Source organism: Rhodococcus sp. WB1 (assembly GCF_001700945.1).
GTDB classification, from domain to species: domain Bacteria; phylum Actinomycetota; class Actinomycetes; order Mycobacteriales; family Mycobacteriaceae; genus Rhodococcus; species Rhodococcus aetherivorans.
The window spans coordinates 5,239,229-5,264,184 of the sequence record NZ_CP015529.1 but is presented as its reverse complement, the minus strand read 5'-3'; the positions used below and the strand labels follow the sequence as shown (position 1 = coordinate 5,264,184).

Genomic DNA, 24,956 nt, shown 5'->3' with positions numbered 1-24,956 from the left:
CTCTCGCGTCAGACGGGCTCGAGCGGCCGGAACGGCCGGATGTCGTTGCCCGCGGGGCCGACCACGGCGGCGGAGGACTCGGGCATCTCATTCCATGCGCCCGGCAGATCGCGGAGCGGTTCGGACACGACGAACCGGGCGTCGATGCCCAGACGATGGAACATCTCCACCTCGGGGTGCAGCTCGCGGAGCTTGGCAACCTCGGTGGAGTAGAACAGCGACCGGGTCCGGCCCTCGCTGGAGTAGCGGAACACCCAGATGGTGTCGCCGGCCGTGGTGGCCACGGTCATCTGCACGGGATCGTCGATCCCGCGGTGGCGGGCGACTTTCTCGACCATCCCGATCGCACGGCCGACCGCGGTGAACGGATCGTCCCGGAGACCGAACGTGAGAGCGAGGAAGAACAGCACCTCGGAGTCCGTGGTACCCGCGATGTCCGGGTACAGCGACGGATCCACGGCCATCATCAGTTCCCGCTTGATGTCCCGGAAGCCGAGGATCTCGCCGTTGTGCATCCACAGCCATTCCTCGTGCCGGAACGGGTGGCAATTGCTGCGCTGCACCTGCGTGCCGGTCGAGGACCGCACGTGCGCGAACAGCAGCGGGGTGCGGATCTGCCCGGCGATCTCCCGCAGGTTGTGGTTGTTCCACGCCGGATCGATGCTCTTGAACATCGCCGGTTCGGAACCTATTCCGTACCAGCCGATTCCGAATCCGTCACCGTTGGTGGTGGTGGCTCCGAGATGGGAGTGCAGGCTCTGGTCGATGAGTGAATGCTCGGGCTTGAACAGCAGATCCTCCACGAGGATCGGCTCGCCCGAGTAGGCCATCCATCTGCACACCCGACCATTGAAGCACCCGGGTGTCGCCCCCCGGGCCGGAAAGAAGGCAGTGGGCTCACCTGCGGTCACTGCATGCCGGTCCGCCGGAGATCGAGAATCACGCCCGTGGTGGCATCGTCGTCGACCGCAATGCCGCGGCTGCCACCGGGGACGATCACCGCTCCACCGTCGAGTCCCGTCCTGGCCCTACCCTCCTCGCGCCGGCGCGGTGGGGGTCGTCGCGACGGATGCCGACGTGCCGTTGCCGACGAGGCCGGAGGTGGGCGCCACCGGTGTGCGCTGGGCGGCCGCTGCCGCTGCCGCGGTGGCTTCGTGTTCGAGGAAGGTCTTCAGTTCGCCGATGGCACTCATCATGGGGGCCGGGAACACCACGGTGGTGTTCTTTTCGACCCCCAGCTCCACCAGGGTCTGCAGGTTGCGCAGTTGCAGGGCCAGGGGGTGGGCCATCATCGTGTCGGAGGCGTCTCCGAGCGCGGCGGCCGCCATCGACTCACCTTCCGCCGCGATGATCTTGGCGCGCTTCTCCCGTTCGGCCTCGGCCTGGCGGGCCATGGCGCGTTTCATGCTGTCGGGAAGCTGGATGTCCTTCAACTCCACCAGGGTCACCTCCACGCCCCATTCGAGGGTGGACACGTCGAGGAATTCTCGAATGTGGACGTTGATGACGTCGGTCTCCGACAACGCCTCGTCGAGGGTGTGGCGGCCGACCACCCTGCGCAGCGTGGTCTGGGCGATCTGGTCGATCGCAGCGGCGACGTTCTCGATCGCGACGACCGACTTCACGGCGTCGATGACACGGAAATAGGCGACTGCGGAGATGTCCACGCTGACGTTGTCGCGCGTGATGATCCCCTGGGACTGGATCGGCATCGTGACGATCCGCAACGACACCTTCGTGAGGCGGTCGACGATCGGGATGATCAGATGCAGGCCGGGTTCCTTCACCCCGAGCAGCCGGCCGAACCGGAAGAGCACGCCCTTCTCGTACTGGGTGACGACGTGCACCGACTGCGACAACACGAACATCACCACGACGAGGAGCACCGCGGCGAGGATGATCCAGGTGGTCACGACGTTCCTCCCATCCCGCAGCAGGTCGCGGTTGCCTTCACCGTGCGCTCGTGGACCGCGGCCGGGAAGGGTCGAAAGTCACCGCCGGGGCGGATCGGCGAGTTCGAGACCTTCCGAGCCGCGTCCGTACGAGACCGCGCGCAACACCGGAGGAAACATACCCCCTCCGGTATATTGGTCGGGACGTGCTGTGAGAGGAGCGAGGAGATGGCATCGGCGGACTTCGTCGACGGGATCGAAGTGCTGTGGCGACCCGGGTGCCCGTTCTGTTCGCGGCTGCGCCGGGCCCTGCGCCGACGCGGCATCGACACCCGCGAGATCGACATCTGGCAGGACCGCGCGGCCGCGGCGCGGGTCCGTGCGGTCACCGGCGGCGACGAGACCGTGCCGACCGTCTTCGTGGGACGGGTCGCCCTGGTCAATCCCGGGGTGCGCGAGATCGAGGCCGCGATCGAGCGGGAACTCCCCGAGCGAGCCGGCGAACTGCTCCCGGTGCCGGTGTCTCGTCCCCGGAAGCTGTTGTCCCGCATCGGCTTCCCGCTCCGCGGCTGACGCGCCCGACCACCCGTACCGACGACCGAAGGAGTCGCAGTGCCGGAAAACCAACTCGACGAAGAACTCTGGGACGAGCGCTACCGTTCCCGTCCCGCGCTCTGGAGCGGTGAGCCGAACCGTCACCTCGTGGGGGAGGCGGCCGAACTCGAGCCCGGCCTCGCCCTCGACGTCGGCTGCGGCGAGGGCGCGGACGCCATCTGGCTCGCGCGGCGCGGCTGGCGGGTCGACGGCGTGGACGTGTCCGGCGTCGCCCTGCGGCGCGCCGCCGAGCACGCGGATCGGGCCGGCGCCGAGATCGCCGGGCGCATCACGTGGCTGCACGAGAACCTCACCGCGTGGGATCCCGGCCGGGGGCGGTACGACCTGGTCTCCGCGCAGTACATGCACCTGCCGCCACCGGAACGCGACGTCCTCATTCGAGGGCTCGCGGAGGCGGTCGCTCCCGGCGGCACCCTCCTGATCGTCGGGCATCACCCCTCCGACCTGCAGACCACCGTGCCGCGCCCGCCGCGGCGCGAGCTGTTCTTCACGGGAGCGGACGTCGTGGCGCTGCTCGATCCCGACGGCTGGGACGTCGTCACCGAGGCCGCCGTCGCGCGGTCGGTCACCGACCCGGACGGACGCGCCGTCACCGTGCACGACACGGTGGTCAGGGCCCGACGGCGCTGATCGCGCCACCACGTCGCGAACGTCGTCGTCGGGCGGTCTCCCTCAGGCCAGGGCGAGGAAGAGGCGCTCGAGCTGTTCCTCGGTGAGCCGGTCCGGGCACGTGTCGTCCTCCTCGTCGAGCATGCACCGACGAAGCTGCGCGGCAACGATCTTGAACCCGGCGCGGTCGAGCGCCCGGGAGACGGCGGCGAGCTGGGTCACCACGTCCCGGCACTCGCGGCCGGATTCGAGCATGGCGATCACGCCGGCGAGCTGCCCCTGCGCGCGGCGCAGCCGGTGCAGCACCTGCGTATCGGCTTCGGGGGTGACGGCGGTCCTGGGGACGGGGTCGACGGGAGTGTTCATCGCTGTGCTTCCTGCGGTAGGGGACGAGGTTCGAAGAGATACCCCATGGGGTACTTGACATACCCTAGGGGGTATGTGGCAGGGTTGTCCATATCGAGGACGAAATCGACCCATACGGAGGAACCACGATGATTCTCGAGCAGTACTACATCGAGTGCCTGTCGCACGCGTCGTACCTGATCGGTGACGAGGGCACCGGCCGGGCGGTGGTGGTCGATCCGCGCCGCGATGTCACCGAGTACCTCGACGACGCCGCGCGGCACGGGCTGCGCATCGAGGGTGTGATCAACACGCATTTCCACGCGGATTTCGTCTCCGGGCATCTGGAGCTGCTCGAGGCGACCGGGGCGTGGATCGGGTTCGGGGAGGCCGCCGAGGCGGACTACCCGATCCGGCGGCTGCGCGACGGCGAGCACCTGTCCCTCGGGGAGGTGGACCTCGAGATCCTGGCCACCCCGGGGCACACCTGGGAGTCGATCTCGGTGCTGGTGCGCGAGCATCCGGGGGCGACCCCGGCCGCGGTGCTGACCGGGGACTCGTTGTTCATCGGTGATGTGGGCCGCCCGGACCTGGTGAATCTGGGGGATTCGTCGACCGAGGATCTGGCGCGGGCGATGTACCACACGGTGCACGAGAAGCTGCTGACCCTGCCCGATGCGGTCACGGTGCTGCCCGCGCACGGTGCCGGCTCGTCGTGCGGGAAGAACCTGTCGACGGAGCTGACCTCGACGATCGGGGAGCAGCGGGTGAGCAATCCGTCGGTGCAGCCGATGAGCGAGGAGGCGTTCGTGGCGTTGGTCACCGAGGGGCAGCCGGCCGCGCCGGCCTACTTCTCGGTCGATGCCGGGTTGAACAAGAGCGTGCATCCGCTGCTCGATCGGGGGCGCACCATCCCGGAGCTGAGCCCGGCGCGGGTGCGGGCGGAGCTGGCCGCCGGGACCCGGGTGCTCGATGCGCGCGGTGTGGACGACTTCGCGGCGGGGCATCTGCGCGGGTCGGTCAACGTCGGGTTCGACGGCCGGTTCGCCGAGACCGGCGGGATGGTCGCCGAGGTGGGGGAGAAGATCGTGTTGATCACCTATCCGGGGGAGGAGCAGGACGCGGCGGTGCGGCTGGCCCGGATCGGGTCGGACAACGCGGCCGGTTACCTCACCGTCGATCACGACGGGGTGTTCCCGGCGGAGCTGGCGGATCTGGTGCAGACCGCGCCGCGGACCACCGTCGCGCAGCTCGACGAGTTGCTCGCCGCCGATGCGGTGACGCTGGTCGACATCCGCAATCCCGGTGAACGCGAGTTCGGGGTGATTCCGGGGGCGGTGCCGATCCCGTTGGCGCAGCTGCGGACCCGGCTCGGGCAGGTGCCGACCGGCAAGCCGATCGTGGTGCACTGCGCCGGTGGGTGGCGTTCGAGTGTGGCCGCGTCGCTGCTGCGGGCGCAGGGCTTCGACAACGTCTCGGACCTGCTCGGCGGTTACAACGCCTGGGCCGAGGCCCACGTCCCCGCCTGATCCCGCACCGTCCGAAATACGCGGCAGCCCGCCCCCTGGCCGACCAGGGGGCGGGCTGCCGTCGCTCTGCGCCGCACCCGTCCGGTCCGAAGAGGGTTGTGATCGACTGGGATCATGCCCGGATGAGTCACCGACCCCGCGCAAGGAGCAGCAGATGACCTACTTCGAACGGATCGGTCCGGCCGCGTTCCAGCCGACCCACCACGTCAGCGGTGCCTGGAACCCGCAGGAGCAGCACATCGCGCCCGCACTGGGTCTGCTGGTCCACGCCGTGGAATGCGACCGTGACGCACGCCGCGACGACGGACTGGTCGTCGGCCGCCTGTCCTACGACATCCTCGGCACCGTCCCGGTCGACACGGTCGAGACCACCGTCACCGTCCTGCGTCCCGGGCGCACCATCGAGCTTGTCGAGGCCGTCCTCGCCCACGACGGTCGCGCCGTCGTACGGCTGCGGGCCTGGCTCATGCAATCCCGCCCCACCCCCGCGCTGGAGGCGACGTCGCTGCCGCGGATCGACCCGCCCGACGCCATGGCTCCCTGGGACGCCTCGACGGTGTGGCCGGGCGGGTTCATCGCCTCCACCGAGATCCGCCGCATCCAGCTCGAGCCCGGCCGGGCGGCGTACTGGGTGCGCACGCCGCTGCCCCTCGTGCTCGACGAGAAGGTCAGCGCGCTGGCCGGTGCCGCGGGACTGTTCGACATCGCCAACGGCATGACCGTGCGCGTGTCCCCGAAAGACGTCGCCTTCCCCAACGTCGACCTCACCGCCCACCTGTTCACCGAACCCCGGGGCGACTGGCTCGGCTTCGACACCACCGTCTCGTTCGGTCCCGACGGCCTGGGGCTGACCAGCAGCGTCCTCCACGACACGCACGGCCCCGTCGGCACCGTGTCCCAGATCCTCACCGTCCGCCCCAACTGACGGCGAGGGCTGTCGCACCCGTGGGGCGAACTCGCCTCACGGTGTCCGCGACGGGCCCGGCCGGGCGCCGACATAGGCCGCGAGGTGCTCGCCGGTGAGGGTGGAGCGGGTGGTGACGAGGTCGGCGGGTGTGCCCTCGAAGACGATCCGGCCACCGTCGTGGCCGGCGCCGGGGCCGAGGTCGATGATCCAGTCGGCGTGCGCCATGACCGCCTGGTGGTGCTCGATGACGATGACGGACTTGCCGGAGTCGACGAGCCTGTCGAGCAGGCCGAGCAGTTGCTCGACGTCGGCGAGGTGGAGGCCGGTTGTCGGTTCGTCGAGGACGTAGACGCCGCCCTTCTCGGCCATCCGGGTGGCCAGCTTGAGTCGCTGCCGCTCACCGCCGGACAACGTGGTGAGCGGCTGGCCGAGGGTGACGTAGCCGAGCCCGACGTCGGCGAGCCGCTGCAGAATCTTGTGGGCCGCCGGGATCCGCGCCTCGCCGGCGCCGAAGAACTCCTCGGCCTCGGCCACCGGCATCGCGAGCACGTCGGCGATGCTCCGGCCGCCGAACGTGTACTCCAGCACCTCGGCCTGGAACCGCCTCCCCTCGCAGTCCTCGCAGGTGGATTCGACGGTGGCCATGACGCCCAGGTCGGTGTAGATGACTCCGGCGCCGTTGCAGGCGGGGCACGCGCCCTCGGAGTTGGCGCTGAACAACGCCGGCTTCACGCCGTTGGTCTTCGCGAACGCCTTCCGGATCGGGTCGAGCAGTCCGGTGTACGTCGCCGGGTTGCTCCGCCGCGAGCCCTTGATCGCCCCCTGGTCGACCGACACCACTCCGTCGCGCCCGGACACCGAACCGTCGATCAGCGAGCTCTTGCCCGAGCCCGCCACCCCGGTGAGGACGACCAGCACGCCGAGCGGAATGTCCACGTCGACGTCCTGCAGGTTGTGGGTGCCGGCGCCGCGCACTTCCAGCACACCCGACGGTGTCCGCACCGAGGGCTTCACCGACGCCCGGTCGTCCAGGTGCCGCCCGGTGAGCGTGCCACTGGCACGCAGCCCCTCGACGGTGCCCTCGAACACCACCTCGCCGCCCTCGGTGCCGGCGCGCGGTCCGAGGTCGACGACGTGGTCGGCGATCGCGATCGCCTCCGGCTTGTGCTCGACGACGAGCACCGTGTTGCCCTTGTCGCGCAGCTGCAGCAGCAGGTCGTTCATACGCGCGATGTCGTGCGGGTGCAGGCCGATGGTGGGTTCGTCGAACACGTACGTGACGTCGGTGAGCGAGGAACCGAGGTGGCGGATCATCTTGGTGCGCTGTGCCTCTCCTCCGGAGAGGGTGCCCGCCGGCCGGTCGAGTGAGAGGTACCCCAACCCGATCTCGGCGAACGAGTCGAGAAGGTGTTGCAGCCCGGTGAGCAGCGGGGCCACCGACGGTTCGTCGAGGCTCCGGACCCAGACGGCCAGGTCGCTGATCTGCATCGAGCAGACGTCGGCGATGTTCTTTCCCTTGATCTTCGACGACCGGGCCTCCTTGCCGAGCCGGGTGCCGTCGCACTCGGGGCAGGTGGAGAAGGTCACGGCCCGTTCCACGAACGCCCGGATATGCGGCTGCAGTGCGTCGACGTCCTTGGACAGCATCGACTTCTGGATCTTCGGGATCAGCCCCTCGTACGTCAGGTTGATCCCTTCGACCTTGATCTTGGTCGGCTCCTTGTACAGCAGGTCGTGCAGTTCCTTCCTGGTGTACTTGCGGATCGGTTTGTCCGGGTCGAAGAAGCCGCAGCCCCGGTAGATCCGGCCGTACCAGCCGTCCATGCTGTAACCGGGGATCGTGAGCGCACCCTCGTTGAGCGACAGACCGTCGTCGTACAACGCGGACAGGTCGAAGTCGGTGACCGCGCCCATCCCCTCACAGCGCGGACACATGCCGCCGAGCCGGGTGAAGGTCGCCCTCTCGGTCTTCGTCTTGCCGGCGCCGCGTTCGACCGTGATCGCACCGCTGGCCTTCACCGAGGGGACGTTGAACGAGTACGCGTTGGGCGAGCCGATGTGCGGCTGCCCCAGCCGGCTGAAGAGGATGCGCAGCATCGCGTTTGCGTCGGTGGCGGTGCCGACGGTGGAGCGGGGGTTCGAGCCCATCCGCTCCTGGTCGACGATGATCGCGGTCGTCAATCCTTCGAGGACGTCGACCTCGGGCCGCGCCAGCGTCGGCATGAAACCCTGCACGAAGGCGCTGTAGGTCTCGTTGATCATCCGCTGCGACTCCGCGGCGATCGTGCCGAACACCAGAGAGCTCTTGCCCGAACCGGAGACGCCGGTGAACACCGTCAGCCGGCGCTTCGGGATCTCGACGCTGATGTCCTTGAGGTTGTTCACGCGCGCACCGTGCACGCGGATCAGATCGTGACTGTCGGCAATGTGCGGCGCAGACGACCGCGTGTCCGTCCTCGTGGCCATGCTCATGGTGTCTCCATCTGCCGGGAAGGGAAAGCTCGAGTCAATGGTGACGTCCATGGCGGTCAGGCTAGGTGCGGCTCGGTGACTCCCGCTTCTCGATTCCTGATCGGTCTGGTCACCGTCTTCGCGACGCACGACGGCATCCCCGCCGCCGTGCGCGCGGCCTGACGCCGATAGACGCTGGGGGGCACACCGACCAATTCGGTGAAGCGAGTGCTGAAGGTCCCCAGCGACGCGCAGCCGACCGCGAAACACACCTCGGTGACGCTGAGATCGCCGCGACGCAACAGCGCCATCGCGCGTTCGATGCGCCGCGTCATCAGGTACGCGTACGGCGACTCCCCGTACGCGGCCCGGAACTGGCGGCTGAGGTGCCCGGCCGACATGTGCACGCCACGGGCGAGCGCCTCGACGTCCAGCGGCTGCGCGTACTCCCGATCGATCCGGTCACGGACGCGGCGCAGCCGCGCGAGGTCACGCAGGTGCTGCGCGTCAGCGGGTCTGCTGGTCACCCACGCGATCGTGCCACGTCGCAGCGGAGTTGCCCAGCGCTGCCGGCCGCCCCCCACGAGGCCGGATCGATCAGGAATCGAGAAGCGCGGGACACGGAGCCGCTCCTAACCTGCTCGTCATGGATATCACCATTCACACGAGCTTCCTGCCGCACGACGACCCGGACGCGTCGCTCGCCTTCTACCGCGACGTCCTCGGCTTCGAGGTCCGCAGCGACGTGGGGCAGGGCAGGATGCGCTGGATCACGGTCGGCCCGGCCGGTCAGCCCGACACGTCCCTCCTCCTGGCGCCGCCGGCCGCCGACCCGGGCATCACCGACGACGAGCGCCGCACTATCTCGGAGATGATGGCGAAGGGCACCTACGGCTGGATCCTGCTGGCCACCCGGGACCTCGACGCCACATTCGAAAAGGTGCAGGCCGGCGACACCGAGGTCGTCCAGGAGCCGACCGAACAGCCGTACGGCATCCGCGACTGCGCCTTCCGCGACCCCGCGGGCAACATGGTCCGCATCCAGGAACTTCGCTGAGACGTACGGGCGTCGATGCGGCCGTGCCGGCCGGCACGGCGACCACCGGCAACAAGGGCGGCAGCGCACCGTCGCAGAGGTGCCCGCCCTGCCGACGGCCCACCAGGGCCGCGCGGAAGACGGAGAGGGGAGTGCTCTCATGTGTCGGCCCGAATGGCGGCGTGCACGCGCCGACGCGCAGCGCCGGACCGATCTCGCGCGGCTGCGCCGCGTCCGTGACCGGATCGATCGGGAGTACGCGCAGCCGCTGGACGTCGAGGCGCTCGCCCGTGGCGTGCACATGTCGGCCGGGCACCTCAGCCGCCAGTTCCGGGCCGCGTACGGGGAGTCGCCGTACGCGTACCTGATGACGCGGCGCATCGAACGCGCGATGGCGCTGTTGCGTCGCGGCGATCTCAGCGTCACCGAGGTGTGTTTCGCGGTCGGCTGCGCGTCGCTGGGCACCTTCACCACCCGCTTCACCGAGCTGGTCGGCATGCCGCCCGGCGTCTTCCGGCGCCGGGCGGCGGATGTTGCGTCCGGCCATGACGATGCTGCGGGTACGGCCCGCGATGCGGGCTCTGCGGTCATGACGGGCGGGATGCCGGCGTGTGTGGCGAAGCAGGTGGCACGACCGGTCAGGAATCGAGAAGCCCCGGCCTGCAAGCAGTCCCTAGCGTGATGGTCATGACAACCACCGCATCCGACACGTCCATCGCATCTGTCACCCTCGAGGTGGCCGACCCCGAGACCGCCCACCGCTTCTACACCGCCTTCGGCGTGGACACGTACCTACGCCTGCGGGCATCCGAGTCGCACTCCACCGGATTCCGTGGCTTCACCCTGGCGCTCACGGTGTCCCGGCCGGCCACCGTCGACAGCTTCCTCGGCGCCGCCGTGGACGCCGGCGCCACGGTGCTCAGACCCGCCGCGAAGTCGCTCTGGGGCTACGGCGGAGTCGTCCAGGCCCCGGACGGGACGATCTGGAAGGTCGCGACCTCGGCGAAGAAGGACACCGGCCCGGCCACCTCTGAGATCGACGAGATCGTCCTGCTGCTCGGTGTGGAGGACGTGAAGGCCAGCAAGCAGTTCTACGTCGGCCGGGGCCTGACCGTGGCCAAGAGCTTCGGCGGCAAGTATGCCCAGTTCACTGCCGGCGAGTCCAGCCCCGTCAAGCTGGCGCTGTACAAGCGTCGCGGCCTGGCCAAGGACCTCGGCGTCCCCGCCGACGGCACCGGCTCGCACCGCATCGTCCTCGGCAGCACGGCCGGCCCCTTCATCGACCCGGACGGATTCGCCTGGGAGGCTGCCACATCGCTCACCCCCGCGCCGCCCGCGGTGCCTGCACAGTCCTGACCTGCCTCATCCCTGTTGTGAGAGGAAACCTGCCATGCAGCAAGCGAAGTCGTCCACCGAGAACTCCGGCGCGAGCGCCGAGCAGTACCACGGATTCACCGCCGAGGAGCGGGCCGCGATGAAGGAGCACGCGCAGGAGCAGAAGAAGGCGGCGGCGCGGCGCGGTTCGCGGGCGGAGAAGGAGGCGGCAGCGGAGCGGGACGTGCTCGCGAAGATCGCCGAGATGCCGGAAGCGGACCGGGTCCTCGCCGAGCGGATCCACGACATCATCAAGACCGCCGCTCCGGACCTCGCGCCGAAGCTCTGGTACGGGATGCCCGCGTACGCCAGAAACGGCAAGGTCCTCTGCCACTTCCAGAGCGCGCAGAAGTTCGGGTCGAGGTATGCCACGCTCGGCTTCAGCGACGAGGCGGCGCTCGACGACGGCGCCATGTGGCCGATCGCCTACGCCCTGAAGGAGCTGACCGCAGCCCAAGAACAGCGCATCAGCGCGCTCGTGAGGAAGGCCGTGGGCTGAGGCCGTCGGTGCCGGCGTTGCCTTGAACCCGATCGAGCCGAGCCGACGACCGTGACGAGGCGGACCGAGGTCAGGCGTTGCCGGGCCCGGTGGTGGCCGGTTCCACGTGGATGAAGGTCTCGGTGTGCGGCAGCACCGCGTCGATGGCCGCCTCGATGCGGTCGGCCATGTCGTGGGCGGTCCGCACGGTCCAGTCGCCCGGAACGGTCACGACGACGAACACCTGGCGTTGCCGGCCCGATTCGACGGTGCGCAGCGGCGCGAACTCGACCGGGCACTCGGCGCGGAACCGGTCCAGCACGGCGTTGACCTGGTCCTGTTCGTGCTGGGGGAGGGCGGCGCTGAGCAGGCCGCTGACCGAGCCGCGAAGCAGCCGGTATCCGGTCCACAGGATGTTGACACCCACGACGAGGGCCACGATCGGATCCAGGGGTTCCCAGCCGGTGACGGTGACCAGCACGATGCCGACGATCACTCCGGCGGAGGTCCACACGTCGGTCAACAGGTGCTTGCCGTCCGCGACGAGCGTGATCGAGCGGTGCGTGCGACCCACGCGCTGCAGGGTGATCCCGACGGCGAGGTTGATCAGGGAGGCGACGGTCATCAGGGCCAGCCCGAGCCCGGGCTGGACGAGCGGAATCGGACTGATCAGGCGTTCGATCGCGGTCCAGACGATCGCGGTGGCCGCGACGAAGATCATCGCACCCTCGACCAGGGCGGAGACGTACTCGGCCTTGCCGTGACCGAAGTGGTGGCTGGCGTCCGGGGGCCGGGCCGCCACCCGCAGTGCGATCAGCGCCACCACTGCGGCGACGAGGTTGACCCCGGATTCGAGGGCGTCGGAGAGGAACCCGACCGAGCCGGTTGCCCACGCGGCGCTCGCCTTGAGGACGATGGTGACCACGGCGGCGGCCAGCGAGAGCAGCATGAAGCGGAACAGCAGCCGATCCTGCCGCTGCCGCGATTCGGGCGTCGACGTCGTCCCCATCCGGCTCCTCCCGGTCCGTCGGTCTCCTCGGTCGCGGAGCGCGCGGTCGGCGCAGAACGCGCCCGGGCAGGTGTTCCCACTTCGGGGCGCGGGAACACCTGCGTCGGGTCGGACGGTGCGTCAGGCGGCCGTCGTGGCGTCGAGCAGCGCCTGACGCTGGTTGGCGCCGAGGCCTCCGATGCGGCGGGTGTCCGGGATCGACAGCTGCTCGAGGAGCTTGGCGGCCTTGACCGCGCCGACGCCGGGCAGCGCCTTGATCAGGGCCGAGACCTTCGTCTTCTTCACGACCTCGTCGGTCTCCGCCTTGTCGAGCACGGCCGAGACGTCGAGCTCTCCGGCCTTGACGGCGGCGAGCAGCTCGCTGCGGGCCTTGCGCACTTCGGCGGCCTTGGCGAGTGCGGCGGTGCGCTGTTCGTCGGTGAGAACGGGTGCTGGCATGACGGCCCCCTGTGTTGTCCGATGGTGAGCGGCCCCGGGCGAGGCTGCCGCGGCTGATGCTGCCAGGTCGGACCGACAATTCGTCGTTCCGGCACGCGGGGACGGCAGATCCGCGGGGTTCGCGGTGCGGATCCGGCCGATCCCGGCCCGTGCCCTGCGACTACGCTGTCACCGGTTCACGACCGGCGGGACGGAGTTGACGATGTGCGCGGCGAAGGCGGCTACGGTCGGGACCGGCAACGGCCGGCAGGCGATCCTCGACTCGGCGATGCGGAACATGAACGAGCGCGGGTACCACGGCACCTCGATGCGCGACATCGCCCGGGACGCCGACATCACCGTCGCCTCGATCTACCACCACTTCAAGTCCAAGCAGGAGATCCTGCAGGACATCATGACCCGGGCGCTGCACGATGCGATCGCCATGACCCGCGGGGCGTTGCTGCGGGCGGGGGGTTCGCCGGACGCGCAGCTGCAGGCGCTGGTGCGCGCGTGGGTCATGTTCCACACCACCCGGCAGCTCGATGCGCTGGTCGGTGCGACGGAGCTGCGCAGCCTGAACGAGGCCGGTCGCCGGCTCGTCGTCGCGCTGCGTGACGAACAGGAGGGTCTGTTCCGCGACGTCGTCGAGCGGGGCGTCGAGGAGGGGGCCTTCGAGGTGGAGTTCCCGCGCGATGCGGTGCGCGGAATCATCAACATGGGCCAGTCGGTGTGCGCCTGGTGGCGGTCCGACGGGCCGCTGCGGCCGGAGGAGCTCGCGGACCGCTACGCGGATCTGGCCCTGGCGATGGTGCAGCACCGTCCCCGTCACGGCGGCCTCTCGGTTTCCTAACGATTGATCGGCTGCCGCCTCTTCGGTGCTGCAGCATCTTCCTTCCGCATCGGCATTATCGCAGATGGGATCCCGTCCGTCGGTAGCCGTGTTGACACCGAACGCTCGTTCGGCGACTCTGTAGGTCACCCGAACGATCGTTTGGCCGACAGGCCGACGCAGGAAGGAATCCGCGATGACTGCATCGCCTGCGGGCGCCGTCGCCGACCTCGATCTCGACGCGCTGACCGTCCACCTGCAGCGCGTACTCGGCGGTGAGGTCACCGGCGCGCTCACCGCCTCCCTCATCGGCGGTGGCCGCTCCAACCCCACCTACCGGCTCGCCGACGACGAGCACGCATGGGTGCTGCGCCGACCGCCGTACGGGCACGTGCTGCCCAGCGCGCACGACATGCGGCGCGAGTTCACCGTCATCAACGCCCTCGGTGGCACGTCCGTCCCCGTGCCCCGCGCGGTGCACCTGTGCGAGGACGAGAGCATCCTCGGCGCGAAGTTCTATCTGATGGAACTCGTCGACGGCGTGGCCGTCGGCACCGTCGAACAGGCCTCGGCCCTCACCGCCGACGAGCGTCGCCGCCTCGGGTTCTCGCTCGCCGACACCCTGGCCGCGCTGCACGACATCGACCCCGACGCCGTCGGGCTCGGCAGCTTCGGCCGTCCGGACGGCTACCTCGAGCGCCAGCTCGGCCGGTGGGCGAAGCAGTGGGAGGCCTCTCGCCGCGTCGACCGGCCCGAGGTGGCGGTGCTGCTCGACAAGCTCCGTCGCGCGCTGCCGCAGACCCGCCACCCCGGGATCGTCCACGGCGACGTCAAGCTCGACAACGTCCTCGCCGCGCCGCAGGATCGCGGACGCATCGCCGCCGTGCTCGACTGGGAGATGGCCACCCTCGGCGACACCCTCGCCGACGTGGGAATCATGCTGAGCTTCTGGGATGTTCCCGGTGCGGCATACAACCCCATCACCCGCGGCCTCGCCACCCTCGACGGATTCCCCACCCGCACGGAGCTGCTCGAGCGCTACGCCGCCGCGCGCGGAATCGATCTCGCCGACATCGACTGGTACACCGTCTTCGCCGACTTCAAGATCGCCGTCATCCTCGAGGGCATCGGTGCCCGCCACGACCGGGGCGAGACGGTGGGGGAGGGCTTCGACGGCATCGCCGACATGGTCGGGCCGTTGCTCCGGCGCGCCCTCGATCTCGCTGCCACCTCGGCCCTTCCCGAACTGCGCCGCTAGGCGATCACTCCCTCAGAATCGGAGCAACAATGGATTTCGAATACAGCCCCAAGGTCCGCGAACTGCAGGACCGGCTCACCGGCTTCCTGCAGGAACGCATCCTGCCGGCCGAGCCGATCGCCGCGCAGCAGCTCGCGAGCAAGCCCGACTACTGGGGTGCCCCGCCGATCATGGCCGACCTCAAGGCTTCCGCCAAGCGGCAGGGGCTGTGGAACCTCTTCCTCCCCGAGGCGGGCGGGGCCGGCCTGACCAATCTCGAATACGCCCCGCTGGCCGAATTGACCGGATGGAGCCCGCATCTCGCCCCGGAGGCGCTCAACTGCGCCGCGCCGGACACCGGGAACATGGAGCTGCTCGCCCGCTACGGCACCGACGCCCAGAAGCAGCAGTGGCTCGGCCCCCTGCTGGAAGGTGAGATCCGGTCCTGCTTCTCGATGACCGAACCCGACGTCGCCAGCTCGGACGCGAGCAACGTCCGCCTCGAGATCGCCGACGACGGCGACGAGTGGGTGCTCACCGGACGCAAATGGTGGTCCACCGCCGCACTGCGGGAGGACTGCCGCGTCGCGATGGTCATGGGGGTCACCGATCCCGGCGCTCCGGCCGGATCCCGGCACTCCATCGTGCTGGTCCCGATGGAGACGCCGGGCCTGGACATCGTCCGCTCCACGTCCGTGCTCGGGTTCGACGACCGGCACGAGGGCGGGCACGGCGAGATCGTCTTCGACCGGGTGCGGGTGCCCAAGGCGAACCTGCTCGGCCCGCGCGGCAAGGGTTTCGCCGTCGCGCAGGCCCGCCTGGGCCCGGGCCGGATCCACCACTGCATGCGCCTGATCGGCATGGCCGAACGCGCCGTCGCGCTGATGACGGAGCGGGCGCGCACCCGCGTCGCATTCGGCAGGCCGCTGGCCGACGAAGGGGTCGTGCAGGCCACCGTCGCCGACGCACGCATCCAGGTGGATGCGGCCCGCCTGATGGTGCTGCGCGCCGCGTGGCGGATGGATGTCGAGGGCGCCAAGGCCGCCCGGCACGACATCGCCGCCGCCAAGGTCATGGTGCCGCTGACGGTGAAGAAGATCGTCGACGACGCCATCCAGATCTTCGGCGGTGCGGGCCTGTCCCAGGACACACCGCTCGCAATGCTGTACTCGCAGGCGCGGTTCCTGCAGATCGCCGACGGCCCCGATCAGGTGCACCGCCGGTCCCTCGCTCGCGCCGAGTTCGCCGCGACTCCGGTGCTGCGCGAGGTCCGCGGATAGGACCACACCCCACCGCGACGACGACGGCAGGGTGAGTGGGGCGGCAGGGGAGACGGCGAGCATCCACGCCGGAGTGTGCTCGTCGTGGCGGGGCCGCTCCTGCGCGCCGTCGACATCCGGATTCGCGACGAGAACGACGGCCGCCCAACACCGGGTGTGCAGGTGCCCCGAGGGATCGCACTCGGTCGGCCACACTCCGGCGTCGATCCGCGCGACTTCGGAACCGGTAGATCCACCACTCGCACCGGCCGGGCGGTGCGCAGCTCGTCGAGCACGCGCCCGCATGGACGAGGCGAGCACACCGGCAGCTAGTGACCTTCGCCGAGTCGCCCGGAGAGCCGGTCGAGGCGTTCGAGGCCGGCGCCGTCGAGGCCGACGATCTCGACGCTCTTACCTTTGTTGGCGTACTTGTGCCGGATCGCGTCGAGGGTGGCCACGGTGGAGGCGTCCCAGATGTCGGCGCCGGTCAGGTCGATGACGACGTTGCGCGGGTCGCCCACGTAGTCGAACTGGTAGATCAGGTCGTTGGAGGAGGCGAAGAACAGCTCGCCGTGCACCTTGTAGACACGGGTGTCGACCTTGCCGTCGTGGTCGGTGTCGGCTTCGGAGACCTTCTCGATGCTGGTCAGGTGGGCGACCCGGCGGGCGAAGAGCACCATCGCGGTGACCACGCCGAGGATCACCCCGATCGCGAGGTTGTGGGTGATCACGGTCGCGGCGACCGTCACCAGCATCACGAGGGTTTCGCTGCGCGGCATCAGCTTCAGGGTGCGCGGGGCGATGCTGTGCCAGTCGAGGGTGGCGACCGACACCATGATCATCACCGCCACGAGGGCGGCCATGGGGATCAGGGCGACGACGTCACCGAGGGCGACGACGAGGATCAGGAGGAACACCCCGGCCAGGAAGGTGGAGATGCGGGTGCGGGCCCCGGAGACCTTGACGTTGATCATGGTCTGGCCGATCATCGCGCAGCCGCCCATGCCGCCGAAGAATCCGGTGACCAGGTTGGCAACCCCCTGGCCCCAGCCCTCACGGGTCTTGTTCGAGTGGGTGTCGGTGATGTCGTCGACCAGTTTGGCGGTCATCAGGGATTCGAGCAGGCCGACCAGGGCCATCGCGAGCGCGTAGGGGGCGATGATCGCGAAGGTCTGCGTGGTCAGCGGCACGTCGGGGAGGAACAGCGCCGGGAGGGACTCGGGCAGCGCACCCTCGTCGCCGACGTTCGGCACGTCCCAGCCGAAGGCGAGCACGGCGGCGGTGAGCACCGCGATCGCCACCAGCGGCGCCGGGACCACGGAAGTGAGCTTGGGGAGGAACACCATCACGCCGAGTCCGACGGCGACCAGCGGGTAGACCAACCACGGGACGTCGATCAGGTGCGGCAGCTGGGCGGTGAAGATCAGGACGGCCAGGGCGTTGACGAAGCCCACCATGACGCTGCGCGGGATGAACCGCATCAGCTTGGCCACTCCGAGGACCGACAGCACCACCTGGAACAGGCCGCCCAGGAGGACGGTGGCGACGAGATAGTCGAAGCCGTGCTCGCGGGCCACCGGCGCGACGACCAACGCGATCGCGGCGGTGGCGGCAGAGATCATCGCCGGCCGGCCACCGACGATGGAGATCGTCACGGCCATGGTGAACGAGGCGAACAGCCCGACCCGCGGGTCGACGCCGGCGATGATCGAGAACGAAATCGCCTCCGGGATCAGTGCCAGGGCCACGACCAGGCCGGCCAGGATCTCGGTCTTCAGGCGTTTCGGGGAGCGCAGGGCGGCGCGCACCGAGAGGACGGGATCGTCGTCCGCCTCGTGGACCGCCGGCGCGTTGCCGGCAGGAGTTGTCCCGGCAGGAGTTGTCACAGTCGTGTCTTCTTTCCATGAGAAGCCGGGGGCGACGCCCCCGCGCGGGCGGGACGGCATCGTCTCGTCCGCGGAACCCGCAGAACTCTACCCTCCGGTGAGGGTAGAGTTCGAATCGAGGGTCGGGCCGCTCGCTACGGTGGAGGCGCGACCGGGAGGAAAGGGTGCGGCTGTGACTATCGATTCGGGGCATATGCAGATCGGGCAGGTGGCTGCGCGCACCGAGCTGTCGATCAAGACCATCCGTCACTACGACGAGGTCGGCCTGGTCACCCCGTCCGCCCGCAGCGCCGGCGGGTTCCGCCTCTACACCGAGGACGACGTGCAGCGCCTGCTGGTGATCCGGCGGATGAAACCGCTCGGGTTCACCCTCGACGAGATGCGCGCGTTGCTCGCCGCTCTCGATCGGATCGCCGCCGCCGCGACCTCCGGGCAGGGGGCCGCCGACGCACGCGGCGTGCTGGCGGAGTTCCATCGGCGGGCCGAGGACAGTTGCGCTCGTCTGCGCACGCAGCTCGCGTACGCGGAAGAACTCACCACCATCCTGGGTGAGCACGCCACCGGAGCCTGACCCTGCCGTCGGCGTCGGCGGTGACTGCGCCGAGGACGGGCACCGGATCCCGCGCCCGCCGGCGACCGCGTCGCCGGCATCGATTTCGATGTGGACGTGACCGCCCGCGGACAGCGGCCCCGACGCGACCGCATCGAACTGAGCTGTCACCGGGATGCCGTGCAGTGGGCGGCCGCCGACACGTTCGGCTGTAGCGGCTACTGCGGGCGCAGTGGAGCGAACTGGAACCGCTGCTGCGGCCGGGACGGCTGCGGGCTGCCGAACCGGCGAGAACGCACCCGCGAACCGACGACGACTCGGCCTGCCGCGTTCGCAACGAGCGGCAGGCCGAGTCGTTTTCGTCGTCGACCGGGTTTCCCGGCCCGGCGTCACACCGGTGTGTCGACGAAGCGCTCCTTCAGCTTGCGCTTGACCAGCTTGCCGGTCGGTGTCCGGGGCATGTCGTCACTGAACACGATCCGGCGCGGGAGCTTGTACTTGGCGAGGCGACCGCGGAGGTGGTCGGCCAGTTCGGCGGCGAGCGCGTCGTCGCCGTCGAAGCCGGGGGCCGGTTGGATCACCGCGGTGACGATCTCGCCCATCTCGGCATCGGGCACCCCGATCACGCCGGCGTCGAGGACCTTGGGGTGCTCGACGAGCGCGTTCTCGATCTCCTGCGGGTAGATGTTGACTCCGCCGGAGATGATCATGAACGAATCACGGTCGGTGAGGAACAGATACCCGTCCTCGTCCAGGTAACCGACGTCGCCGGTCGTCGTCCACGCCGGGTGGTGCGGGTGCTGGGCGTCGCGGGTCTTCTCCGGTGCGTTGTGGTACTCGAACGGCAGCAGGTCGCGTTCGAAATAGATCGTGCCGATCTGCCCCGCCGGCAGTTCTTCGCCGTTCTCGCCGCAGATGTGGACGACGCCGAGCGCGGCCCGGCCCACCGTGCCGGGTTTGCGCAGCCATTCCTCCGTGTCGACGAGGGTGAGGCCGTTGAGTTCGGTGGAGGAGTAGTACTCCGACAGGATCGGGCCCCACCACGCGATCATCTGCCGCTTGACCTCGACCGGGCAGGGGGCCGCGGCGTGCACGGCGACCTGCAGGCTGGACACGTCGTAGCGGGAGCGCACGTCCTCCGGCAGTTTGAGCATGCGCACGAACATGGTGGGCACCCACTGGCTGTAGGTGACCCGGTACCGCTCGATGTATTCGAGGGCCTTCTCGGGGTCGAAGCGGCCCATCACGACGACCGTGCCGCCGAGGGCCTGCACCGCGGCGCAGGTGCGCAACGGTGCCGCGTGGTACAGCGGTGCGGGGGACAGGTATACCGTCTCCGGATTCACGCCCCACACCGAGGCGTTCATGGCGGTCATCGTGTCACCGGGTTCGTGGACCTGGCGGTCGGGCAGCGCGGGCTTGATGCCCTTGGGGCGGCCCGTGGTGCCGGACGAGTAGAGCATGTCCGCCCCCCGGGGTTGATCGGCGGGCGCGGCATCCGACTCGGCGGCCGCGGCCGCGTCCAGGTCGGCGTATCCGGGGAGCGTGCCGCCGAAGGCGAGCTGGTGCTCGGTGTTCGGCAGCAGAGCGGGAAGCACCCGGGCGATCTCCTCCAGCGCGGCGTCGACGAGCACGGCCTTCGCGCCGCAGTCGTCGACGATGTAGGCGGCCTCGCCGGGAGTGAGATGCCAATTCACCATGGTGACGTAGAGGCCCGACCGCATTGCCGCCCAGTAGATGTCGAACACCCGGGGAGTGTTGGTGGCGAGCACCGCGACGTGGTCTCCGCGGCGCAGTCCCAGCGTGCGGAGGTGGCGGGCGATACGGATCGAGTTGGCTTCGAGCTCGGCGAAGGTGACCGTCCGGCCGGTGTCGGCCATGATCACGGCCGGCTTGTGCGCAGTGGTGTCGAGGTAGGCACCGGGATACATGGGGTCTCCAGTGTTCGTTCGGGCGGAGAGTCAGTGGCGCCCGGGAGGGCAGTGGCGCCGAAGGGGCAGTGGCGCCGACGGGGCAGTGGCGCCGGGAGGTCAGGCGCGACGACGGGCGAGGGCCACCAGGCAGGCGAGGGCGAGGACCGAGAGCGCTGCGATGAGTAGCCCCACGCGCCAGAGGTTGGCGACCTCCCCGTTGATCAGCGCGACCATCGCCATGGGCGCCATGCCGCCGAGGATCGCTGCCGCCTGGTACCCCAGGGACGCTCCGGAGTAGCGGATCTCCGGGGGGAAGAGTTCGGCGAACAGGGCGGCCTGCGGCCCGGTCTGGAACGACATCACCACGCAGGAGACGATCAGCGCGACGGCCAGCGGCCAGATGTCTTCCGACGAGGACGCCCCGATGAGCAGCCACATCGGCACGGCCCACAGGCCCATGCCGACGATGCCGATGCCGTAGATCAGCTTGCGGCCGTAGCGGTCCGACAGGTAGGCGGTCAGCGGCACCATCGGCACGAGTACGCCCGCGGCGATCAGGATGATCGCCAGCACGTCCGAACGGGTGATGCCGAGGTTGGTCGTGGCCACCTGCACCGAGCCGGTGATGGTGATGTAGAACATCACGATGCCGACGAGATAGGTGCCGCCGGCCATGAGCACGGTGCCGCTGTTGTGCCGGAGGACTTCGAGGACCGGGGAACGCCGCTGGGCCGGCGCGGCCGCGAGCTTGGCCTCCACCTGCTGGAACTCGGGGGTCTCCTCGAGATAGCGGTGGATGGCGAAGGCGACGAACAGCATGAACAGGCTGATCCAGAACGGCACGCGCCAGCCCCACGAGGTGAATGCCTCGGGCGAGACCGCCCACGCCACCGCCAGGAAGACCGCGTTGCCCATCACCACGCCGATCGGGATGCCGAGCTGGGCGAAGCTTCCGTAGAAGCCGCGGCGATGGGCCGGGGCGTACTCGGTGGCCAGCAGGACCGCGCCGCCCCACTGCGCCCCGACCGCCAGTCCCTGGCAGATGCGCAGCAGGACGAGCATCGCGGGGGCGAGCCAGGTGATCGACGTGTTCGGCACGAAGCCGATCAGGGTGGTCGCGACACCCATGAGCAGGATGGCGGTCACGAGTACCGGCTTGCGCCCGTACTTGTCGCCGAAGTGGCCCGAGACGATCCCGCCGATGGGGCGGGCGACGAAGCCGACCGCGACGGTGGCGAACGAATTGAGCGCGGCCACGACTTCGCTGCCGGTGGCGAAGAACGTCTTGTTGAACACGAGCGCCGCGGCGGTGGCATAGATGAAGAAGTCGTACCACTCGAGGGAGGTCGACACCGCGGCAGCGAACGCGGCCTTGCGGGCCGCCCGGCGCGAGTGCGGCGGGGCGGCGGGTGGCGGAGAGCTGGGCGCCGTCTCCTGCGCCTGTGGAACCGAGGGGGTGGCCATGGCTGCCCTTCCTGCGAACGTGTGTAGCCAATCGATCGTTCGGTTAGCAGTCGATAAGTTATGTGACGCGCCGCACAAAGTCAAACGCACGCCGAGGGTGAGGTCGGCCTCGTGGGGACCTGCGGGCGAGGGGCCCGTGGGACCGGCCGTCCTCGAGTGTGGGTCGTTCACCGCCTGGAACTGGTCGGATAGCAATGTGTGGTGCTGGAGACGTGGTGTATACGACTGCTCCTGTAGGCGCGGGCAGGAACGCCTGTCAGGCGGGGCGGGGGCGCCGTCGGGGCTGAGCTCTCTGCGTAATCGTCCGAGTTTCGAGCCGACCGACTGTTTACTCGGCCTGCACGGATGCGTCGGCCGGGGCGGCGCGGAGAGATGTCTCGGCGTCGGCGGTCGCTGTGCGGGCGAGGTCGCTTCCCTGTGGTGCATCACGCCGTTGTCGTCGTGGGTCAGGTCGCTGTGGTCAGGTGAAGGATCAGGGGCAGAGTTACTACGGACAGGACTGTCTGCGCTCCGGTGATGGACGCCATCAGTTGCGAGTCGCCGCCCATACGTCTGGCGAGAATGTACGCCGAGGGCGCGGTGGGGACGGCGCAGATGAGCACGACGGCGGTCAGGGCTGCGGCGGTCAATCCCAGTGCACTTGCGAGGGCGGCGGCCGACAGGGGAAGGGCGACCAGTTTGATCGTCGACGCGATGGTGATGTCGAGGCCGTCGCGGAGCCGCACCCGAAGGGTGATCGCCGCCCCTGCCACGAGTGTGCCGGTGACAAGTGCGGGTTCTGCCAACATCTCCACCGGTACCGCAATCGCCGGGGGCAATCCGATGCCGGTGAGGTTGAGCGTCAGACCCGCAACGCATCCCAGAATCAAGGGATTGGTGCCCAGGTGGCGCCACGTACTCGACATTGCAGCCGCGTGATCGCGGGCACCGTAGAACGACAGCGCGGTGACCGACACGACGTTGACCAACGGAACCATCACCGATGCCGCGAGTGCGAAGGCGGCTACTCCGCCGGTGCCTTCGAGCGCCGAGGCGAACACCAGCCCGATGTAGGTGTTGATGCGGATGCTTCCTTGCACCAGCGACGTGAGCTGCGGTCCTTCGGCCCGTAGTGGTCGACGAAGGGCGACGAGCAACACGGACACAGCCAGGACCGGGATGGACAAACTGAGAAGCAACGGGACCGGCGATACCTCCCGCAACGGGGTCCGTGCGATCGATTCGACGAACAGCGCAGGTGTGAACACGTGGTAGCTCAGCCACTCCATCCCGCGCCAGAAGCCGGCGTCGGTGACGACACGGCGACGGAGGACTGCGCCCAGGGCGAGGATGAGAACGATGGGGAGAACGGCGGTGGTGACCAGGTGCACGCGACCACCGTGGTGCAATCGGTCAGTGCAGTTCAACCATGACAACATGACCGGTGCGCTGCTGGCCGCGGACCTCGTGAACCTCGTGGAGAGGAGCGCGTGGACCGTCCCGGAGGTCCAGGCCGTGTTTCGCGAGCACGTGATCCGGTGGTCGGATGTCGACAAGAGCGACGTGCCGGCGCTGCGTCGGTGGACGACCCGGCTCCGGGCGGTGTTCGTGGCGCCGGACGAGGAGCAACGCTGCCGGTCGATCAACGCCCTCCTGCTCGACGGGGTAGCCAGCGTATATCTCACCACGCACGACAACCACCGTCCTCATCTGCATTTCACGCCGGACGAGGACGACCTCGTCGGGCGCGTGATGGCGGTCACCGCGGGTGGGCTCGCGATCTTCACCGTCGAGGCCGAGGGGGGTCGTCTGGGCGCGTGCGCGAACGCGGGATGCGTTCGAGTGTTCGTCGACACCAGCCGCAACGGCCGCCGGGCGTATTGCAGTGCCCGTTGCGGCAATGCGGACGCGGTACGCCGCCACCGAGCCAGGAAGTCCCACTGAGTGCCCGTGCACGACTGCATCGTCACGCAATCGATCAACGCAGTACAGGCCTTACACGCCAACTTTCGGGCCCGACGGGGAACGTCGGGCCGTCCTGGCGAACCTGTGGGGGCGAGGGGCAGCGAGGGTGGACGAACGATGCCGAGGTCCGCCGTTGCTCGAGTCCGGCTGCGCCCCTCAGTCGGTGTGGCCCGCGAGTTGCTCGGAGAGGGCGAACAGTTCGGGGGAGTACTTCGGCGCCATCACATGGTCGAGGAACACGAGCAGGGGAACCGCCAGTGTCCGTACCGCCCTGCTCAACAAGGGAGTCTCCTTCCGGTGCAGCGGGTTCGGCTCACCGGTAGACCAGGCCGCCGTCGATCAACCCGGACTGGCCGGTCATGTAGTCGGAGTCCGGGCCGGCCAGGTAGGAGACGTAGGCCGCGACGTCCTCCGGCGTCTGCGCGCGGCCGAGCGCGATGCCGCCGACGAACTTCTCGAACGTCGCTCCCTTCGGTGCCCCGGTCAATGCCGCGAAGCGTTCGTCGATGGTGACCCACATGTCGGTGCCGACGACGCCGGGACAGTAGGCATTGACGGTGATTCCGTCGGACGCGTATTCCTTGGCCGCGGCCTGGGTGAGCGCCCGTACGGCGAACTTGGTTGCGGAGTACACCCCGAGCATCGCGAAGCCCTCGTGGCCGGCGATCGAGGACGCATTGACGATCTTGCCGCCGTGCCCGCGCTCGCGGAACTTGGCGGCGGCGATCTGAATGCCCCAGAGGACGCCTTCGACGTTGACCGCCATGATCCGGGACACCTCCTCCGGTGTCACGTCGGCGATGGGGTTCACCTGTGCGATGCCGGCGTTGTTGACGATGATGTCGAACCCGCCCAGTTCGGTCTCCGTCCGGTCGACGGCGGCTCGGATCTGCTCGCGGTCGGTCACGTCCGCAACGACGGAGATCGCCTTCGAGCCGGCGGCCCGCACCTCGTCCTCGACCGCGGCGAGCTTGCCGCCGTCGACGTCGAGCAGTGCGATGTCCGCACCGTCCGTCGCCAGCCGCAGCGCGATCGCCCGTCCGATGCCCTGCCCGGCGCCGGTGACCAGCGCGACCTTGCCTTCGATGCTCATACCGGCTCCCGTCCATAGTGACCTGTGTCACTCGAAGGGAACCAGTGCGGCGGGGGGTGCTCAAGCGTTGCAATGCGCTGCATCGGGGGTGGCGCCCGCGCCGGTAGGGTCGGATC

The 24,956-nt window shown here is 69.3% G+C and carries 26 protein-coding genes; 13 read left to right on the top strand and 13 right to left on the bottom strand.

From position 1 onward, the window contains the following. Positions 1 to 8: 8 nt before the first annotated feature. Both A4U64_RS23595 and A4U64_RS23590 read right to left on the bottom strand, forming a co-directional pair. Positions 9 to 830: a class II glutamine amidotransferase gene (locus tag A4U64_RS23595; RefSeq protein ID WP_006940434.1), complete on the bottom strand. Its 822-nt coding sequence runs from the start codon at positions 828 to 830 to the stop codon at positions 9 to 11. Between the two features lie 198 nt (positions 831 to 1,028). Further along, on the bottom strand, positions 1,029 to 1,913 hold the full coding sequence (locus A4U64_RS23590; protein WP_006940433.1) for a slipin family protein: 885 nt from the start codon (positions 1,911 to 1,913) through the stop codon (positions 1,029 to 1,031). Positions 1,914 to 2,120: 207 nt separating this feature from the next. On the opposite strand from A4U64_RS23590, the gene A4U64_RS23585 reads away from it, so the two are divergent. Next, entirely contained in the window at positions 2,121 to 2,465 is a 345-nt protein-coding gene (locus tag A4U64_RS23585; RefSeq protein ID WP_065923210.1) for a glutaredoxin domain-containing protein, read from the top strand. A gap of 39 nt (positions 2,466 to 2,504) precedes the next feature. Further along, positions 2,505 to 3,137 (top strand): class I SAM-dependent methyltransferase, encoded by a 633-nt coding sequence (locus tag A4U64_RS23580; protein ID WP_065923209.1) that lies wholly within the window; start codon positions 2,505 to 2,507, stop codon positions 3,135 to 3,137. 42 nt (positions 3,138 to 3,179) lie between these two features. On the opposite strand, the gene A4U64_RS23575 is transcribed toward A4U64_RS23580, so the two are convergent. Then, on the bottom strand, positions 3,180 to 3,482 hold the full coding sequence (locus A4U64_RS23575) for a metal-sensitive transcriptional regulator (RefSeq protein ID WP_006940428.1): 303 nt from the start codon (positions 3,480 to 3,482) through the stop codon (positions 3,180 to 3,182). 128 nt (positions 3,483 to 3,610) lie between these two features. On the opposite strand from A4U64_RS23575, the gene A4U64_RS23570 reads away from it, so the two are divergent. Beyond that, complete coding sequence (locus tag A4U64_RS23570; protein WP_006942079.1) at positions 3,611 to 4,990, top strand: MBL fold metallo-hydrolase; 1,380 nt, start codon at positions 3,611 to 3,613, stop codon at positions 4,988 to 4,990. A 154-nt stretch (positions 4,991 to 5,144) separates the two neighbouring features. Next, entirely contained in the window at positions 5,145 to 5,915 is a 771-nt protein-coding gene (locus tag A4U64_RS23565) for a thioesterase family protein (protein ID WP_065923208.1), read from the top strand. A gap of 36 nt (positions 5,916 to 5,951) precedes the next feature. Here A4U64_RS23565 and A4U64_RS23560 read toward each other — a convergent pair whose 3' ends face one another. Both A4U64_RS23560 and A4U64_RS23555 read right to left on the bottom strand, forming a co-directional pair. Continuing rightward, positions 5,952 to 8,369 carry an ATP-binding cassette domain-containing protein gene (locus A4U64_RS23560; RefSeq protein WP_373566492.1) on the bottom strand — a complete coding sequence of 806 codons (2,418 nt, stop codon included), beginning with the start codon at positions 8,367 to 8,369 and terminating at the stop codon, positions 5,952 to 5,954. A 56-nt stretch (positions 8,370 to 8,425) separates the two neighbouring features. Then, positions 8,426 to 8,875, bottom strand: a complete 450-nt coding sequence (locus A4U64_RS23555; RefSeq protein ID WP_029546973.1) for a helix-turn-helix transcriptional regulator — start codon at positions 8,873 to 8,875, stop codon at positions 8,426 to 8,428. A gap of 119 nt (positions 8,876 to 8,994) precedes the next feature. Between A4U64_RS23555 and A4U64_RS23550 the strand changes: the two genes are divergently transcribed. From A4U64_RS23550 to A4U64_RS23535, 4 genes are all read left to right on the top strand, one after another. Continuing rightward, positions 8,995 to 9,405, top strand: a complete 411-nt coding sequence (locus A4U64_RS23550) for a VOC family protein (protein ID WP_050034359.1) — start codon at positions 8,995 to 8,997, stop codon at positions 9,403 to 9,405. 139 nt (positions 9,406 to 9,544) lie between these two features. Further along, a complete protein-coding gene (locus A4U64_RS23545) occupies positions 9,545 to 10,066 on the top strand; it encodes a helix-turn-helix transcriptional regulator (protein WP_065923207.1) in 522 nt (173 codons plus the stop codon). 5 nt (positions 10,067 to 10,071) lie between these two features. Beyond that, the gene (locus tag A4U64_RS23540; RefSeq protein ID WP_065923572.1) at positions 10,072 to 10,740 is read left to right on the top strand and encodes a glyoxalase; all 669 of its coding nucleotides are present in this window, start codon (positions 10,072 to 10,074) and stop codon (positions 10,738 to 10,740) included. 34 nt (positions 10,741 to 10,774) lie between these two features. Further along, positions 10,775 to 11,257, top strand: a complete 483-nt coding sequence (locus tag A4U64_RS23535) for an iron chaperone (protein ID WP_065923206.1) — start codon at positions 10,775 to 10,777, stop codon at positions 11,255 to 11,257. A gap of 70 nt (positions 11,258 to 11,327) precedes the next feature. Here A4U64_RS23535 and A4U64_RS23530 read toward each other — a convergent pair whose 3' ends face one another. After that, positions 11,328 to 12,245, bottom strand: coding sequence for a cation diffusion facilitator family transporter (locus A4U64_RS23530; protein WP_065923205.1), 918 nt, complete (start codon positions 12,243 to 12,245; stop codon positions 11,328 to 11,330). A 120-nt stretch (positions 12,246 to 12,365) separates the two neighbouring features. Further along, positions 12,366 to 12,683 carry an integration host factor, actinobacterial type gene (gene mihF / locus A4U64_RS23525; RefSeq protein ID WP_006944561.1) on the bottom strand — a complete coding sequence of 106 codons (318 nt, stop codon included), beginning with the start codon at positions 12,681 to 12,683 and terminating at the stop codon, positions 12,366 to 12,368. Between the two features lie 202 nt (positions 12,684 to 12,885). Here mihF and A4U64_RS23520 point away from each other — a divergent pair, with 202 nt between their 5' ends. The 3 genes from A4U64_RS23520 to A4U64_RS23510 all read left to right on the top strand — a co-directional run bounded on the left by A4U64_RS23520 (position 12,886) and on the right by A4U64_RS23510 (position 16,011). Further along, positions 12,886 to 13,515, top strand: a complete 630-nt coding sequence (locus tag A4U64_RS23520) for a TetR/AcrR family transcriptional regulator (protein ID WP_029546979.1) — start codon at positions 12,886 to 12,888, stop codon at positions 13,513 to 13,515. 175 nt (positions 13,516 to 13,690) lie between these two features. Beyond that, on the top strand, positions 13,691 to 14,752 hold the full coding sequence (locus A4U64_RS23515) for a phosphotransferase family protein (protein WP_029546980.1): 1,062 nt from the start codon (positions 13,691 to 13,693) through the stop codon (positions 14,750 to 14,752). Positions 14,753 to 14,781: 29 nt separating this feature from the next. Continuing rightward, positions 14,782 to 16,011 carry an acyl-CoA dehydrogenase family protein gene (locus tag A4U64_RS23510; RefSeq protein WP_006944558.1) on the top strand — a complete coding sequence of 410 codons (1,230 nt, stop codon included), beginning with the start codon at positions 14,782 to 14,784 and terminating at the stop codon, positions 16,009 to 16,011. Positions 16,012 to 16,319: 308 nt separating this feature from the next. Here A4U64_RS23510 and A4U64_RS23500 read toward each other — a convergent pair whose 3' ends face one another. After that, complete coding sequence (locus tag A4U64_RS23500) at positions 16,320 to 17,936, bottom strand: SulP family inorganic anion transporter (protein ID WP_006944556.1); 1,617 nt, start codon at positions 17,934 to 17,936, stop codon at positions 16,320 to 16,322. A 133-nt stretch (positions 17,937 to 18,069) separates the two neighbouring features. Here A4U64_RS23500 and A4U64_RS23495 point away from each other — a divergent pair, with 133 nt between their 5' ends. Continuing rightward, on the top strand, positions 18,070 to 18,447 hold the full coding sequence (locus tag A4U64_RS23495; protein WP_006944555.1) for a MerR family transcriptional regulator: 378 nt from the start codon (positions 18,070 to 18,072) through the stop codon (positions 18,445 to 18,447). Positions 18,448 to 18,815: 368 nt separating this feature from the next. Here the strand turns inward: A4U64_RS23495 and A4U64_RS23490 are convergent, their stop codons facing one another. The 3 genes from A4U64_RS23490 to A4U64_RS23480 all read right to left on the bottom strand — a co-directional run bounded on the left by A4U64_RS23490 (position 18,816) and on the right by A4U64_RS23480 (position 23,173). After that, complete coding sequence (locus tag A4U64_RS23490) at positions 18,816 to 20,357, bottom strand: acyl-CoA synthetase (RefSeq protein ID WP_065923204.1); 1,542 nt, start codon at positions 20,355 to 20,357, stop codon at positions 18,816 to 18,818. Positions 20,358 to 20,456: 99 nt separating this feature from the next. Then, positions 20,457 to 21,803, bottom strand: coding sequence for an MFS transporter (locus A4U64_RS23485; protein WP_006944551.1), 1,347 nt, complete (start codon positions 21,801 to 21,803; stop codon positions 20,457 to 20,459). 446 nt (positions 21,804 to 22,249) lie between these two features. Continuing rightward, positions 22,250 to 23,173 (bottom strand): AEC family transporter, encoded by a 924-nt coding sequence (locus A4U64_RS23480; RefSeq protein ID WP_050034364.1) that lies wholly within the window; start codon positions 23,171 to 23,173, stop codon positions 22,250 to 22,252. A 46-nt stretch (positions 23,174 to 23,219) separates the two neighbouring features. On the opposite strand from A4U64_RS23480, the gene A4U64_RS23475 reads away from it, so the two are divergent. Continuing rightward, positions 23,220 to 23,726: a CGNR zinc finger domain-containing protein gene (locus A4U64_RS23475; RefSeq protein WP_335740030.1), complete on the top strand. Its 507-nt coding sequence runs from the start codon at positions 23,220 to 23,222 to the stop codon at positions 23,724 to 23,726. A 177-nt stretch (positions 23,727 to 23,903) separates the two neighbouring features. On the opposite strand, the gene A4U64_RS29085 is transcribed toward A4U64_RS23475, so the two are convergent. Further along, positions 23,904 to 24,026 carry a hypothetical protein gene (locus tag A4U64_RS29085; RefSeq protein WP_006944548.1) on the bottom strand — a complete coding sequence of 41 codons (123 nt, stop codon included), beginning with the start codon at positions 24,024 to 24,026 and terminating at the stop codon, positions 23,904 to 23,906. Between the two features lie 34 nt (positions 24,027 to 24,060). Beyond that, on the bottom strand, positions 24,061 to 24,840 hold the full coding sequence (locus A4U64_RS23470; protein WP_006944547.1) for an acetoin reductase: 780 nt from the start codon (positions 24,838 to 24,840) through the stop codon (positions 24,061 to 24,063). Positions 24,841 to 24,956: the final 116 nt, after the last annotated feature.

Coding starts and splice junctions, on each gene's coding strand:
- A4U64_RS23595 (WP_006940434.1), bottom strand. CDS start 830: ATGGCCTACTCGGGCGAGCCGATCCTCGTGGAGGATCTGCTGTTCAAG.
- A4U64_RS23585 (WP_065923210.1), top strand. CDS start 2,121: ATGGCATCGGCGGACTTCGTCGACGGGATCGAAGTGCTGTGGCGACCC.
- A4U64_RS23575 (WP_006940428.1), bottom strand. CDS start 3,482: ATGAACACTCCCGTCGACCCCGTCCCCAGGACCGCCGTCACCCCCGAA.
- A4U64_RS23570 (WP_006942079.1), top strand. CDS start 3,611: ATGATTCTCGAGCAGTACTACATCGAGTGCCTGTCGCACGCGTCGTAC.
- A4U64_RS23565 (WP_065923208.1), top strand. CDS start 5,145: ATGACCTACTTCGAACGGATCGGTCCGGCCGCGTTCCAGCCGACCCAC.
- A4U64_RS23560 (WP_373566492.1), bottom strand. CDS start 8,369: ATGAGCATGGCCACGAGGACGGACACGCGGTCGTCTGCGCCGCACATT.
- A4U64_RS23550 (WP_050034359.1), top strand. CDS start 8,995: ATGGATATCACCATTCACACGAGCTTCCTGCCGCACGACGACCCGGAC.
- A4U64_RS23545 (WP_065923207.1), top strand. CDS start 9,545: ATGTGTCGGCCCGAATGGCGGCGTGCACGCGCCGACGCGCAGCGCCGG.
- A4U64_RS23540 (WP_065923572.1), top strand. CDS start 10,072: ATGACAACCACCGCATCCGACACGTCCATCGCATCTGTCACCCTCGAG.
- A4U64_RS23535 (WP_065923206.1), top strand. CDS start 10,775: ATGCAGCAAGCGAAGTCGTCCACCGAGAACTCCGGCGCGAGCGCCGAG.
- A4U64_RS23530 (WP_065923205.1), bottom strand. CDS start 12,245: ATGGGGACGACGTCGACGCCCGAATCGCGGCAGCGGCAGGATCGGCTG.
- mihF (WP_006944561.1), bottom strand. CDS start 12,683: ATGCCAGCACCCGTTCTCACCGACGAACAGCGCACCGCCGCACTCGCC.
- A4U64_RS23520 (WP_029546979.1), top strand. CDS start 12,886: ATGTGCGCGGCGAAGGCGGCTACGGTCGGGACCGGCAACGGCCGGCAG.
- A4U64_RS23515 (WP_029546980.1), top strand. CDS start 13,691: ATGACTGCATCGCCTGCGGGCGCCGTCGCCGACCTCGATCTCGACGCG.
- A4U64_RS23510 (WP_006944558.1), top strand. CDS start 14,782: ATGGATTTCGAATACAGCCCCAAGGTCCGCGAACTGCAGGACCGGCTC.
- A4U64_RS23500 (WP_006944556.1), bottom strand. CDS start 17,936: ATGCCGTCCCGCCCGCGCGGGGGCGTCGCCCCCGGCTTCTCATGGAAA.
- A4U64_RS23495 (WP_006944555.1), top strand. CDS start 18,070: ATGCAGATCGGGCAGGTGGCTGCGCGCACCGAGCTGTCGATCAAGACC.
- A4U64_RS23490 (WP_065923204.1), bottom strand. CDS start 20,357: ATGTATCCCGGTGCCTACCTCGACACCACTGCGCACAAGCCGGCCGTG.
- A4U64_RS23485 (WP_006944551.1), bottom strand. CDS start 21,803: ATGGCCACCCCCTCGGTTCCACAGGCGCAGGAGACGGCGCCCAGCTCT.
- A4U64_RS23475 (WP_335740030.1), top strand. CDS start 23,220: ATGACCGGTGCGCTGCTGGCCGCGGACCTCGTGAACCTCGTGGAGAGG.
- A4U64_RS23470 (WP_006944547.1), bottom strand. CDS start 24,840: ATGAGCATCGAAGGCAAGGTCGCGCTGGTCACCGGCGCCGGGCAGGGC.